Source organism: Glutamicibacter sp. FR1, assembly GCF_047300825.1.
Lineage (GTDB): Bacteria > Actinomycetota > Actinomycetes > Actinomycetales > Micrococcaceae > Glutamicibacter > Glutamicibacter nicotianae.
This window is the reverse complement of sequence record NZ_CP178602.1, coordinates 1,996,305-2,009,732: the sequence shown is the minus strand read 5'-3', so window position 1 is coordinate 2,009,732 and position 13,428 is coordinate 1,996,305. Positions and strand designations below refer to the sequence as shown.

13 protein-coding genes are annotated in these 13,428 nt (G+C 63.5%); 5 read left to right on the top strand and 8 right to left on the bottom strand.

From position 1 onward, the window contains the following. Window positions 1-6 precede the first annotated feature (6 nt). The 5 genes from ACLQ8T_RS09700 to secG all read left to right on the top strand — a co-directional run bounded on the left by ACLQ8T_RS09700 (window position 7) and on the right by secG (window position 4,165). On the top strand, window positions 7-636 hold the full coding sequence (locus ACLQ8T_RS09700; RefSeq protein WP_038990769.1) for a superoxide dismutase: 630 nt from the start codon (window positions 7-9) through the stop codon (window positions 634-636). A 183-nt stretch (window positions 637-819) separates the two neighbouring features. After that, window positions 820-1,827, top strand: coding sequence for a type I glyceraldehyde-3-phosphate dehydrogenase (gene gap, locus ACLQ8T_RS09695; RefSeq protein WP_413454526.1), 1,008 nt, complete (start codon window positions 820-822; stop codon window positions 1,825-1,827). Between the two features lie 16 nt (window positions 1,828-1,843). Next, window positions 1,844-3,073 carry a phosphoglycerate kinase gene (locus tag ACLQ8T_RS09690; RefSeq protein ID WP_413454525.1) on the top strand — a complete coding sequence of 410 codons (1,230 nt, stop codon included), beginning with the start codon at window positions 1,844-1,846 and terminating at the stop codon, window positions 3,071-3,073. Between the two features lie 2 nt (window positions 3,074-3,075). Beyond that, window positions 3,076-3,891 (top strand): triose-phosphate isomerase, encoded by an 816-nt coding sequence (gene tpiA, locus ACLQ8T_RS09685; protein WP_413454524.1) that lies wholly within the window; start codon window positions 3,076-3,078, stop codon window positions 3,889-3,891. A 22-nt stretch (window positions 3,892-3,913) separates the two neighbouring features. Then, window positions 3,914-4,165, top strand: coding sequence for a preprotein translocase subunit SecG (gene secG / locus ACLQ8T_RS09680; RefSeq protein ID WP_038990774.1), 252 nt, complete (start codon window positions 3,914-3,916; stop codon window positions 4,163-4,165). Window positions 4,166-4,232: 67 nt separating this feature from the next. Here the strand turns inward: secG and ACLQ8T_RS09675 are convergent, their stop codons facing one another. The 8 genes from ACLQ8T_RS09675 to tal all read right to left on the bottom strand — a co-directional run bounded on the left by ACLQ8T_RS09675 (window position 4,233) and on the right by tal (window position 13,424). Continuing rightward, a complete protein-coding gene (locus tag ACLQ8T_RS09675; RefSeq protein WP_413454523.1) occupies window positions 4,233-4,928 on the bottom strand; it encodes a potassium channel family protein in 696 nt (231 codons plus the stop codon). Continuing rightward, window positions 4,921-6,282, bottom strand: coding sequence for a TrkH family potassium uptake protein (locus ACLQ8T_RS09670; protein ID WP_204722338.1), 1,362 nt, complete (start codon window positions 6,280-6,282; stop codon window positions 4,921-4,923). Before ACLQ8T_RS09670 ends, ACLQ8T_RS09675 begins: the two co-directional genes overlap by 8 nt. Window positions 6,283-6,475: 193 nt before the next feature. Next, the gene (locus tag ACLQ8T_RS09665) at window positions 6,476-7,456 is read right to left on the bottom strand and encodes an NAD(P)/FAD-dependent oxidoreductase (protein WP_413454522.1); all 981 of its coding nucleotides are present in this window, start codon (window positions 7,454-7,456) and stop codon (window positions 6,476-6,478) included. A gap of 93 nt (window positions 7,457-7,549) precedes the next feature. Beyond that, window positions 7,550-8,290, bottom strand: a complete 741-nt coding sequence (pgl, locus tag ACLQ8T_RS09660) for a 6-phosphogluconolactonase (RefSeq protein ID WP_413454521.1) — start codon at window positions 8,288-8,290, stop codon at window positions 7,550-7,552. Beyond that, on the bottom strand, window positions 8,280-9,221 hold the full coding sequence (locus ACLQ8T_RS09655; protein ID WP_413456400.1) for a glucose-6-phosphate dehydrogenase assembly protein OpcA: 942 nt from the start codon (window positions 9,219-9,221) through the stop codon (window positions 8,280-8,282). The genes pgl and ACLQ8T_RS09655 overlap by 11 nt, the downstream gene beginning before the upstream one ends. After that, window positions 9,218-10,738, bottom strand: coding sequence for a glucose-6-phosphate dehydrogenase (zwf, locus tag ACLQ8T_RS09650; RefSeq protein ID WP_204722335.1), 1,521 nt, complete (start codon window positions 10,736-10,738; stop codon window positions 9,218-9,220). Before zwf ends, ACLQ8T_RS09655 begins: the two co-directional genes overlap by 4 nt. Window positions 10,739-10,745: 7 nt before the next feature. Beyond that, the gene (locus ACLQ8T_RS09645; RefSeq protein ID WP_204722334.1) at window positions 10,746-12,320 is read right to left on the bottom strand and encodes a glucose-6-phosphate isomerase; all 1,575 of its coding nucleotides are present in this window, start codon (window positions 12,318-12,320) and stop codon (window positions 10,746-10,748) included. Beyond that, the gene (gene tal / locus ACLQ8T_RS09640; RefSeq protein ID WP_204722333.1) at window positions 12,321-13,424 is read right to left on the bottom strand and encodes a transaldolase; all 1,104 of its coding nucleotides are present in this window, start codon (window positions 13,422-13,424) and stop codon (window positions 12,321-12,323) included. Window positions 13,425-13,428: the final 4 nt, after the last annotated feature.

The window sequence follows — 13,428 nt, the reverse complement described above, 5'->3', positions numbered from 1 at the left end:
AGAATCATGGCTGTTTATTCACTGCCAGAACTGCAGTACGACTACGCCGCACTGGAGCCGAACATCTCGGCTCGCATCATGGAACTGCACCACTCCAAGCACCACGCAACCTACGTTGCAGGCGCAAACTCGGCACTGGAGCAGTTGGCTGAAGCTCGCGAAAAGGGCGAATTCGGCAACATCCCGAAGCTGTCCAAGGACTTGGCTTTCCACCTGGGCGGCCACACCAACCACTCGATCTTCTGGAACAACCTGTCCCCAGAAGGCGGCGACAAGCCTGAGGGCGAGCTGGCAGCTGCCATTGACGACTTCTTCGGTTCGTTCGACGCATTCCGCGGCCACTTCACTGCTGCTGCCATGAGCCTGCAGGGCTCGGGCTGGGCAGTCCTGGCCTACGACGCACTGGGCGGCCAGCTGGTCATCGAGCAGCTGTACGATCAGCAGGGCAACATCCCAGTGGCAACCACCCCGCTGCTGATGCTGGACATGTGGGAGCACGCCTTCTACCTGGACTACGTCAACGTCAAGGCAGACTACGTCAAGGCCTTCTGGAACATCGTGAACTGGGCAGATGTCCAGGCTCGTTTCGAAGCCGCACGCAACGGTGCAGCATCGCTGATCGTTCCAGGCAAGTAATATTTACCTGGTAAGTTAGCTCACATTCTCCGCTGATTTAGCGTAGAATGTTTCAAGTGTGTTGCGGATCCCAGCTTCTGCTGGGATCCGCAAGCACGGCACAACGGAGTGTCCTCTCAAAGAAGGCCACTTCCGTTTGTGAACGGTCGTGGCACAATCATCCCGTTTAGAGGAGATAGTCACGTGACAACTCGTGTTGGAATCAATGGTTTCGGTCGCATCGGACGCAACTTCCTGCGTGCAGTATTGGCCCACAAGGCAGACATCGAAATTGTCGCCGTCAACGATCTTGGTTCAATCGATTCGCTTGCTCACCTGGTGAAGTTCGATTCCGTGCTCGGCCCAGTGGGCGAGCCGGTATCCGTAGACGGCGATACCATCGTCGTGGGAGAACGCCGCATCAAGGTTCTGTCCGAGCGCGAGCCGGCCAACCTGCCCTGGGGCGAATTGAAGGTTGATGTCGTAATTGAGTCCACCGGATTCTTCACCAACGCAGAAGACGCCAAGAAGCACGTAGCTGCTGGCGCGAAGAAGGTCATCATCTCGGCTCCAGCCAAGAATGAAGACATCACCATCGTGATGGGCGTCAACCAGGACAAGTACGATCCTGCAAACCACACCATCATCTCGAACGCATCGTGCACCACCAACTGCTTGGCTCCACTGGCCAAGGTGCTGAACGACGAATTCGGCATTGTTGACGGCCTGATGACCACCATCCACGCATACACCGCCGATCAGCGCCTGCAGGACGCGCCGCACAGCGATCCGCGCCGTGCCCGCGCCGCAGCGCTGAACGTCATCCCTACCTCCACCGGTGCCGCCAAGGCCATCGGCGTGGTGCTCCCAGAACTGAAGGGCAAGCTGCACGGTTACGCAATGCGCGTTCCAGTTCCAACCGGCTCGGCAACCGACCTCACCGTCAACCTGGCTCGCACCGCAACCGTTGAAGAAATCAACGCTGCATTCGAGAAGGCTGCTACCGAAGGTCCACTGGCCGACGTTCTGGAGTACTCGACCGATCCACTGGTTTCCTCTGACATCGTCACCAACCCAAACTCGTCGATCTTCGACTCGGGCCTGACCACCGTTATGGGCAACAGCGTGAAGGTTGTTTCCTGGTACGACAACGAGTGGGGCTACTCCTCGCGACTTGTTGACCTTGTCGGATTCGTGGGATCAAGCCTCTAGTCGATAACCTAGAGATATGTCTTCTCACACTATTGACGAATTGATCGCTGACAACGGTGTCCGCGGACGGTACGTTCTGGTCCGCAGTGACCTGAACGTGCCGCTCGACGGTGCAACTGTGACCGATGATGGCCGCGTCCGCGCGTCGCTGCCAGTCATCAGCAAGCTGGCCGAGGCCGGCGCTAAGGTCATCGTGATGGCCCACCTGGGGCGCCCCAAGGGCCAGGTCGATGCCAAGTACTCCATCGCTCCAGCAGCGAACCGCCTGAACGAACTGGCTGACTTCGACGTAATTGTCGCCGAAGACGTGGTGGGCGACTCTGCCCGCCAGGCTGCGGCAAACCTCGAAGAAGGCTCCGTTCTGGTTCTGGAGAACGTCCGCTTCGATGCCCGTGAAACGTCCAAGGACGATGCGCAGCGCGCAGAGTTCGCCAAGGAGCTGGCTGCGCTGACCGGCGAGAACGGCGCCTACGTGAACGACGCTTTCGGCGCCGTGCACCGCAAGCACGCTTCGGTCTACGACATTGCCAGCCTGCTGCCGAGCTACCAGGGCGACCTGGTAGCTACCGAGGTCAAGGTTCTGAAGACCCTGACCGAAGCCCCTAAGCGCCCCTACGTGGTGGTGCTTGGCGGGTCCAAGGTCTCGGACAAGCTCGCTGTCATCGACAACCTGCTGGGCAAGGCTGATCAGCTGCTGATCGGCGGCGGCATGGCGTTCACCTTCCTCAAGGCGCAGGGCCATGCCATTGGTGGCTCGCTGCTGGAAGAAGACCAGATCGCCACCTGCCAGGAGTACCTGAAGCGGGCCGAGAAGCTCGGCTGCGACATCATCGTGCCTAACGATGTCGTTGTGGCAAGCAAGTTCGGTGCCGATGCTGAGCATGAGGTGCTGGCGGCAGACAAGATCGAGGAAGCCAGCTTCGGCTCCAACGGCCTTGGGCTGGACATCGGTCCGAAGTCCGCTGAACTGTTCGCAAGCTACATCACCAGCGCCAACACCGTGTTCTGGAACGGCCCAATGGGCGTCTTCGAGATTCCTGCTTTCGCTGAAGGTACCCGTACCGTCGCGCAGGCTCTGGCAGACTCGGAAGCGTTCAGCGTAGTAGGCGGTGGCGATTCGGCCGCGGCTGTCCGCGCGCTGGGTTTCTCGGAGGATGACTTCGGCCATATCTCCACCGGTGGCGGTGCTTCGCTGGAGTACCTCGAAGGCAAGACCCTGCCGGGTGTTGCCGCATTGGAAGGCTAAGAATGACCATTTCGCAGAACGGCACTTTTGTGCGCCAGCCGCTGATTGCCGGCAACTGGAAGATGAACATGGACCACGTCCAGGGGATCACCCTGGTGCAGAAGCTGGCGTGGACCCTGAAGGACCACGAACACGATTACGATCGTGCCGAGGTCGCTGTGTTCCCTCCGTTCACCGACATCCGCGGCGTGCAGACACTGACCCTGGGCGACAAGCTGGACATCGTCTACGGTGCCCAGGATCTGTCGGCAAAGGATTCAGGCGCGTACACCGGTGAAATCTCGGGCCAGTTCCTCAAGAAGCTCGGTTGCACCTACGTTTTGGTAGGCCACTCCGAGCGTCGCGAGTACCACAACGAGACCAACCAGGTGATCGCCGCCAAGCTGGCAGCCGCGTACCGCCACGAGCTGACGCCGATGCTCTGCGTCGGCGAAGGCCTGGAAGTGCGCAAGGCCGGCGAGCACGTGGCTTTCACCTTGGAACAGTTGGCGCAGTCGCTGGAAGGCGTTACCGCTGAGCAGGCCGCAAACCTGGTCATCGCCTACGAGCCGGTGTGGGCCATCGGTACCGGTGAAGTTGCGGGACCGGCCGACGCGCAGGAAATGTGCGCCGCGATTCGCGGTGCGCTGGCCGAGCGCTTCGGAGCGGAGATTGCCGAGAAGACGCAACTGCTCTATGGCGGTAGTGTTAAGGCAGCAAATGCCGCATCGATCATGCGCGAGCGCGATGTCGATGGCGTGTTGGTTGGCGGTGCCAGCCTGGATGCCGAGGAATTTGCTAATATTGTCAGGTTCGAGCATCATCTCGTCACCGACTGAATCTAACTAAGGAACCGTCGACTTGGATATTATCAAGATCATTCTGCAGGTATTGCTGGGCATCACAAGCGTCCTGCTCACCCTTTTGATCCTTTTGCACAAGGGTCGTGGTGGAGGTATGTCCGACATGTTCGGCGGCGGCATGACCAGCTCCATGGGATCTTCAGGTGTTGCCGAGCGCAACCTGAACCGGATCACCATCGTTCTCGGTCTGATCTGGGGTGCCGTGATCATCGGACTTGCCCTGGTGCTTCGATTCAGCGTCGAAGCCTAGGCAGCACCCTTCCGCAGCAGCCAAGAGGCGCCTTCCACATCACGTGGAGGGCGCCTCTTGCGCGTCATCAGGCCAGTTGCCCGAATTTTTCCGTATCGGCAATCGAGCCAAGCACGAGAATCTTGTCTCCGGTGCTCAGGACGGTGTCGCCGTCGGTGTTTTGCCATTCGCCGGCGGCATTGGTCGTGGCCGCGATGGTCACCCGGTACTTGTTGCGCACCGCCGCATCGCTGAGCTTCACCCCATGCAACGTGGCTGGCGCGCTCATTTTGACCATGGCATAGCCTGGATCGACCTCCAGGTAGTCCATCATGGATCCGCGCACCAGGTGGGCAACACGCTTGCCCATGTCCTTCTCCGGGTAGACGATGTGATGGACCCCCAGCTGCTCCAGGATCAGTCCATGCCGATCATCTTGCGCCTTGGCCCAGATCTGCGGGATCCCCATGCTGACCAAGAGCGAGCAGCACAGGATGGATGACTGCAGGTGGCTGCCCACGGCCACCACCACACGGTCAAATTCGTGGATCGAGAGCTGTTCCAGGACTTCGCGGCTTGATGCGTCGGCACGGACCACCTGGGTCAATTCGCCATTCAGCGACTGGACGTTGTTCTCGTGCACGTCGATGCCTAGAACTTGGGTGCCTGACTTCATCAGTTCCAGGGCAAGGGATTCTCCGAAGCGCCCGAGCCCGATCACCGCCACGGAGTGGGCTTTGGGCAGTCCCTTGGCATCATTGCGAAAATTCAGTAGCTTAGCCAATTGAAGGCCTTTCCTTGGGGAGTTCATAGAGTGCTTTTCGATCGCGCAGGGCAAGCGCGGAACCCAGCGAGAGGACACCGACGCGGCCGAGGTACATCAACGCGATGAGAATGCCTTTGGCGGGATCCGGCAAGTCCGGGGTAATGCCCGTGGACAGCCCGACGGTGCCGAAGGCCGAGGTGGCTTCGAAGAGACAGCGGTCCAGGGAATAGTTGGTGAGCAGCAGCAGGCCCATCGTGCCGGAGAACACCGCCGCGACACCCAGCAGCGCCACCGTGATGGCTTGGCGGTGTACCGAGCGGGAGAGCCGCTTGCCCAGGACGTTGACTGCGGTCTCGCCGCGCAGCTCGGTCATGATGATGAACAGCAGGATCGCGGCCGTGGTTATCTTGATGCCGCCGGCGGTGCCGGCCGGTCCGCCGCCGATGAACATCAGCACATCCATGCCCAGCCAGGAGGCTGGATGCATCGCGCCGATGTCGATGGAGTTGAAGCCTGCGGTGCGCGTCTGCACAGATTGGAAGAATCCGGCCAGGATCCGTTGCGCAGGTTCGAGCTCGCCGAGCGTCTTCGGATTGGACCATTCCATAGCGGTGATGAAGATGGTGCCGCCAGCGAGCAGCAATGCGGTCATCAGTAGAACCAGACGGGTGTTCATGCTCCATTTCAGCGTGTTCCGCCAGTGCTGCCTCAGTTGGACCAGGACCGGGAAGCCCAGGCCGCCAAGGATGATGGCGAGGCTGATAGGGATGCAGAGCCACGGGTCAGCGACGAAGTCCATCAGGTTATTCGAAAACAGGGCGAAGCCCGCGTTATTAAAGGCCGAGACTGCATGGAATACGCCATGCCAGATCGCACCGGCTGGTTCGTCGCCGTAGGCCAGCCCGAAGCGGATGGCCAAGATGGCCGCCACGACGGATTCGATGGCCAGCGACAGCTTGATGATCATCAATGCGGCGGTGCGCACGTCTTCGCCTGTTACCGCGGAGCTTTCGCGTTGGGTGGATAGCCGGGTGAGGTAGCCAATGCGGCCGATGACCAGCATGCTCAGCAGCGAGGCAATTAGCATCAGGCCCAGGCCGCCGGCCTGGATCAGGATGAGGATGACGAGCTTGCCGAAGAGGGTGTAGTGGGTTGCGGTGTCCAAGACAGTCAGGCCGGTCACGCACACCGCTGACGTGGCAGTGAAGATCCCATCGACCAAGGATGTGAAGACGCCTTGGGTATTGGCTGCAGGGGAGGACAGGAGCAATCCGCCGACGAGAATCGCACCGGCGAAGGCAAATGCTACTGCGCGTGCCGGTTTGGCCCGCACGCTGTGCTGCGCGGCCGGCCGGGGTGCGGGAAAATTCATGGAGATCGCAATCGTGGGAATAACGTCTCGCGAAACCGTGGGACGAGGAGTACGAAGGAAATATTACGCCCGGAAAAACGGGTGTCAATGGTGATTCCCGTCACCGATGGCGGTGTCGGCCAGACCGCCGCGGGAGAGCTTGAACCGGCCGCCGCGCAGTACCTGCGCGGCTGCCGGTGCCCCGATGGCGTTGCTAGTTGTGCAGCAATTCCACGACGCGTTCGGCGGTGCCCCAGGACAGGGTCACGCCGGCGCCTCCATGGCCGTAGGCGGCAATGACGGGCACCGCATGCCCCTCGATGCGCTCCAGACGGATCGCCTCGCGTGCCGGGCGCAGCCCCACCTTGTGCTCCAGGATCTCGCAGCCTTCCAGTTCTGGGACGAGGCCGATCGCGCGGCTGAGCATCTCGGTGGCGGTCTGCGGGTCAGCTTCGAGGTTGAAATCGTGGTCCACGTCGGTACCGCCAACGATGATGTCATCGCGGCGCGGAATGATGTAGCTGACTCCTTGCGGATGCTCGTCATAGCAGAGCCAGTCGGACAGTCCTGCGGTGTTGGCCAGGCGGATCACCTGGCCGCGGATGGGGTAGACGCTCTGGTCGTCGCCGGTGAGCTCGCCGCCTCGCAGGCCGGCTGCCAGCACGACGACGTCGGCATCGTCCTGCAGCTCGTCGAAGGAATGGACCGTGCGCCAGATGAACTGCACGCCCAAGGCCGCGGTCTGTGCTTGCAGCCAGGACAGGTAGGTGGGCATGGTGATCACCGGAACCGTGGCATGCATTCCGGCGGCCGCAATCGGCGGGATGGCTTCTGCCGGGGCTTCGGCGGCGTTGGTGACGATCTTCGCCCAGGAGCGGTCTTCGTCCGCCGAGCCCTCCAGATTGAGCCCGTAACGCAGATCGATGCCGGTTTCGGCGATGCCCGACAGCTGCTCGAAGCGTGCCAGGGAACGGGCGAGCAGCAGGTCGGCAGCTTCGGAGTTCTCCGAATGGTAGGGGAACCATATGGCGGCGGCCACCGAGGAGACCGTCTGCTGCGGCTGCTGGTCTGCGATCACGGTGACCTCGTGACCGGCGGCGGCCAGCTCGTGGGCGGTGGACAGGCCGATGACCCCGGCACCGATTACGGTGACCTTGCGGGGCTGCGCGGCTTCGGGCAGCGGTGCGGAAAGCATGGAATCCTCTCGGGCAGGTGGTGCTGGAAAAGCGAAGGCCGGTGCCGCGAGCCCGCCATCGGCAGGATCGCGGCACCGGCGATTAGCTGTTGGCTAGAGCAAGGTGGCCGCGGCGCGGTCGATGATCCAACGGGTAGCTTCGGTGCCGTGCACAGCCGAAGCAGGGACGGCAACCTCGTTGACCTCGTGCTGCGCGGCGGCCAGTGCCGGGGCCTTCTCGGCGCCGGCCACGAGCAGCCACACCTCCTTGGCGGTGTTGATCGTGCCCATGGTGAGCGTGACGCGGTCCGCCGGCGGCTTGGGGGAGCCGTGGACTGCGATGACTCCTGACTCATCCGACCGGGTGTGGTTGGGGAAGAGCGAAGCGACATGCGAGTCCGGGCCCATGCCGAGCATCAGCACATCGAAGGCCGGATTCAGCGCGCCTTCTCCGGCTTCCTCGGCCAGCTGGCGGGCGTAGGCTGCGGCGGCCTGCTCTGCTGTCTCGTACTGGTCGCTGGCGCCCATGGCGTGCACGGTGGCCCGGTCCAGCCCCAGGGTGTCCAGCGCCTCGAACAGGGCGGCCGCCTGGCGCACATTGCGGTCAGCTGAATCGGAGGCGACGAAACGCTCGTCGCCCCACCAGAAGTGCACCTGCGACCAATTGACCGAGATCTTGGCGGGGTTGGCCGCGACTGCTTCCAAGGCGGCGATGCCCAGCGAACCGCCGGTGACCACCACATGGGCGACACCGCGGGCCGCCAGCGCATCGGCGATCGTGGTGATCAGCCGGGCGGCGATGGCGTGGGCGGTAGCCTGTGCATCCTCGTGGATGAGAATCTGCCTAGCGATCACTGGATCTGATGCTCCTCAGGTTGGTCAAGGCCAGGCCCTTCGTGATGACGTCGCCGAAGACCTCGTCGGCATCCAGGCGGCGCATTTCCTCGGCCAGGCATTCGGCCACCGAACGGCGCGGCAAGGAGATGCGCTGCGGGGCGGAACCTGGCAGGTAGAGGTGCGCGACGGCCCCGGAAGGCCGCGAGAGCTCGACGTCGCCGGCTTCACGAGCCAGCCGCACGCTCGATAGCCCGCCGTTGGACTTGTCCGCGGCGATGGTCACCGGCACGTCCAGGCACATGGTCAGCCAGGCTGCCAGCAAGGTGGTGGACGGAGAATTATCCGACCCCTTCACCGTGATGCCGTTCAGCCCATCGGTGCCGATCAGGTCGATGATGCTGGCCAGCTGGGCACGCCACAGGGTCAGCCGGGTCCACGCCAGGTCGGTATCGCCGGCCCGGTAGGTGGCAATGCGGCTGAACAGTGCGGCCGTGGGATCTTCGGTTTCAGCCGAATCGGTGATCCTGCGGTGCGCCAGCTTGCCCAGCGCGGTGCCGGCAGGGTCCTGCGGCACTCCGTGCGGCCACCAGGCCACGATCGGTGCATCGGGCAGCAGCAGGGCGGAGATCAGCGCCTCGTCGGCCACGACATCCGGGCCGTAGGTGCGCATCACGATCACTTCGGAGGCGCCGGCGTCCCCGCCCACGCGGATCTGCACGTCCAGGCGGTTGGACTCGGACTTGTTGCCGCGCACCACCACGATGATCCGGCAGGGGTGCTCGCGGCTGGCCAGGTTCGCCGCCTCGATCGCGTTCTCGGCGAAGCCCTCGTGGGTGATGACCACCAGGGTCAGCACGCGGGACAGCGCCACCACGCCGTGGGTGCGGCGCGAGGAGATCAGCTTCTTGGCCACCTTGGAGGTGGTGGTGTTCGGAAGATCGATCATCATGGTCGTCGCCACGTCCTTCCATCCTTCGCCATCAGCTCGTCGCTGCTTTCAGGTCCCCAAGAGCCCGGAGCGTAGGGATCCGGCTGGGTGGGCAGCGAGGCCCAGTACTCCTCGAAAGGATCCAGGATGCGCCAGGACTGCTCGACTTCCTCGTGGCGCGGGAACAACGGCGGTTCGCCGAGCAGCACGTCGAGGATCAGCCGTTCATAGGCTTCGGGGGAGGACTCGGTGAAGGCGTTGCCGTAGCCGAAGTCCATCGTCACGTCGCGGATCTCCATCTGGGTGCCGGGCACCTTGGAGGAGAAGCGGATGGTCGCGCCCTCATCGGGCTGCACGCGGATCACGAAGGCGTTCTGGCCGAACTCGTCGTCCTCATGGTCGGTGAACAGCAGGTTCGGGGCCTTCTTGAACACCACCGCGATCTCGGTGACGCGCCGGCCCAGGCGCTTGCCGGCACGCAGGTAGAACGGTACGCCGGACCAGCGGCGGGTGTTGATCTCCAGCTTGACCGCGGCATAGGTCTCGGTCTTGGACTTCGGGTTGAAGCCCTCCTCGTCGAGGAAGCCGACGACCTCTTCGGCGCCCTGCCAGCCGGAGGTGTACTGGCCGCGGGCGCTGGCCGCCCCCAGGTCCTCGGGCAGCTTCACCGCGGTGAGCACCTTTTCCTTCTCGCTGCGCAGGTGGTCGGCGTCGAAGGAGATGGGCTCCTCCATGGCAGTCAGCGCCAGCAGCTGGAGCAGGTGGTTCTGGATGACGTCGCGGGCGGCGCCCACACCGTCGTAGTAGCTGGCCCGGCCGCCGATGCCGATGTCCTCGGCCATGGTGATCTGCACGTGGTCCACGTACTTGTTGTTCCACAGCGGCTCGAACATCTGGTTGCCGAAGCGCAGCGCCAGCAGGTTCTGCACCGTTTCCTTGCCCAGGTAGTGGTCGATGCGGAACACCGCATCCGGCGGGAACACCGACTCGACGATGGAGTTCAGCTCGCGCGCGCTGGCCAGATCGTGGCCGAAGGGCTTCTCGATGACCACGCGTTCCCAGCCGGGGTTCTTGTCCTGGGCCAGCTTGTGCTCCGAGAGCTTCTGGCAGACGACCTCGAACCAGCTTGGCGGGATCGAGAGGTAGAAAGCATGGTTGCGGCCGGTGGAACGGGACTCCGCCAGCTCGTCGAGGGTCTCGGCGAGCTTCTTGTAGGCGTCGTCATCGTCGAAAGCACCGGAGATGAATCGCATGCCGGCCGCCAGCTGGGCGAAAACTGTTTCGTTGAAGGGGGTGCGGGCGCTGGCCAGGATCCATTCGCGGGCCTGGGCGGCGAAGTCCTGCGCCGTCCAGTCGCGGCGGCCGAAGCCGACGATAGCGAAGTTCGGGGGAAGCAGTCCGCGGTTAGCCAGGTCGTAGACCGCTGGCATGAGCTTCTTGCGGGCAAGGTCGCCGGTGATTCCGAAGAACACCAGCGCGCCCGGACCGGCAATGCGGCTAAGCCGCCGGTCGCGGGCGTCGCGTAGTGGATTGCTCATTCGTGCCTTACTTCGCTGCCTTTAGCAGGGCAGCGATTCCCGCCGCGCGGTCAGTGAGGTTCACGCGCAGCACCGGACGGTTGTGCTCGGCGTCGGCCAGCACCGCGCCGTCGCCGATCGCCTGGGCGGTGATCAGGCCGCCGAAGGTGTACGGACGTTCCGGGATCTCAAGGTCTTCCTTGTGGTCCGCGGTGACCTGCAAGAACACACCCTGTGCCGGGCCGCCCTTGTGGTATTGGCCGGTGGAGTGCAAGAAGCGCGGGCCCCAGCCGAAAGTGACCGGACGGCCGGTCTTTTCAGCCAGCAGATCACGCAGCGCGGCAAGCTCCTGATCCGCAGTGCGGTTCAGGTACGCCTGGATAGCGAAGTAGCCGTCCTCAGGCAGCTTGGCGGTCAGCTCGGCCAACGCGGCATCCAGGGTGCTCGCGGTGGTGCCGAACAACTGCACCGAGCCGTCGACTGCATCCGGCTCGGCGGCGGCCGGGGCCTCCAGCATCGAGCGGGCTGCGACCTTCGCGGCTTCGACATCCGGCTGGTCGAATGGGCTGATGCCCAGCAGGTAGCCGGCTACCGCGGTGGCGTACTCGAAGATCATGAACGCGGTGCCCAGCGGCGCGCTGAAGTGCACTCCGGTAGTTTCCTCGTCGATCTCTTCTGGCAGTTCGTCATAGACGAACAGCGGCACGACATCGGCAAGCAGGTTCTTCAGCTCTGGCGCGTCGACGTGGGCGGCTACCGGGAGGACTCCCTTGCCGTCCTTGCCGGTGGATTCAGCGATGAGCTGCTCAGCCCAATCGCCGAAGCCTGGCAGTGCGTCGCCGACGCAGGCGATCAGCAGCTTGTCGCGGCCTGCGGTGGCCATGGCAGCCCCCAGGTGCAGCGCCAGGTTGTCCTCGTCGTCCGAAGCCAAGACGTCATTGATCAGTCCGGATTCTTCAACCAGGGCTTCGATGTCGGCACCGGCCAGGCCCGAAGGAACCAGGCCGAAGGCGGTCAGTGCCGAGTAGCGGCCGCCGACGTTCGGGTCGGCGTTGAAGACCGCGCGAACGCCTTCAGGATTGTCCATGGGCGAACCCGGATCGGTCACCAGCACGAGGCGGGTGGCTGGATCGATGCCGGCTGCCTGGAATGCCGCGGTGAATGCCCGGCGCTGGGAGTCGGTCTCAACGGTGGAGCCGGACTTGGAAGATACGACCACAACGGTGCGCTCCAGGTCGGTTTCCACGATCTGCTTGACCATCGACGGGTCGGTGGTGTCGCAGATGACCAGGTCAACCTCGTCGTGGGCCGCGATGACTTCAGGAGCCAGGGACGAGCCGCCCATGCCGCACAGCACGATGCGGGTCAGGCCCTCTTCTTGCAGCTCGTCGCGCAGATCCAGGATCTGCGGGATCAGCTTGCCTGCGGCCTCGAAGGGACTGACCCAACCGAGGCGGATGGCTGATTCAGCTTCTGCCTCAGGACCCCAAATGGTTGGGTCCTGGGCGGCGATGCGGCTGCCGATCTTCGCTTCGATCAGCTTCGGAAGCAACGCGTCGACGGAGGCCAGGGCCTCGCCGGAAGTTACCAGACCAAGTTCCATCTATTTGGCTCCCTTCAGCGCAACAGCCATGTCTTCGAGCAGCTCGTTCCAGGCGACGTCGAACTTCTGCACGCCCTCGACCTCAAGCAGGTTCACGACCTCGTTGTAGTCGATGCCCAGGGCGGCGAGCTTGTCCAGCACGCGGTTGGCGGCATCGTAGCCGCCGGCGATTGCGTTGCCGCGGATCTCGGCTTCGGTCGCGGTGGCGTCCAGAGTCTTCTCCGGCATGGTGTTCACCGTCTGCGGGGCGACCAGTTCGGTAACGTACAGGGTCGATGGGTAGGCAGGATCCTTTACGCCGGTCGAAGCCCACAGCGGGCGCTGGACGTTGGCGCCGGCGGCGCTAAGCACCTCGTAGCGGGCCGAAGCGAAGGACTCCTCGAAGACCTGGTAGGCCAGACGGGCGTTGGCCACGCCGGCCTGCCCGCGCACGGCCGCTGCCGCGTCGGTGCCGATGGCATCCAGGCGCTTGTCGATCTCGGTGTCCACGCGGGAGACGAAGAAGGACGCGACCGAGTGGATCTTGGACAGGTCCAGGCCGGCGGCGTGGGCCTTCTCCAGGCCCAGCAGGTAGGCGTTGATGACCTCGCGGTAGCGTTCCAGCGAGAAGATCAGGGTCACGTTCACCGAAATGCCGGCGGCAATGGTTTCAGTGATGGCTTCCAGGCCCTCGATGGTGGCAGGGATCTTGATCAGCACGTTTTCGCGGTTCACGCGCTCGTACAGCGCCTTCGCCTGGGCGATGGTCGGTGCGGTCTCGTGCGCCAGGCGGGGGTCGACCTCGATGGACACGCGGCCGTCGAAGCCGTTGGAGGACTCGTAGATGCCCTTGAACAGGTCGCAGGCCGCTGCCACGTCGTCGCTGGTGATTTCCGTGATCGCATCCTCGACGGAGCGGTGCTTCTGCTCGGCGATCGCCTCGCCGTACACCTCTGCCTTGGACAGCGACGCGGCGAAGATCGCAGGGTTGGTGGTGACGCCGACGACGTTCTTCTCCTCGATCAGCTTGGCCAGCGAGCCGCTGGTCAACCGCTCGCGCGAAAGATCGTCCAGCCAGATGGAGACGCCCGCGTCGGACAGGGCCTGAGTATTCGGGTTGCTCATGATA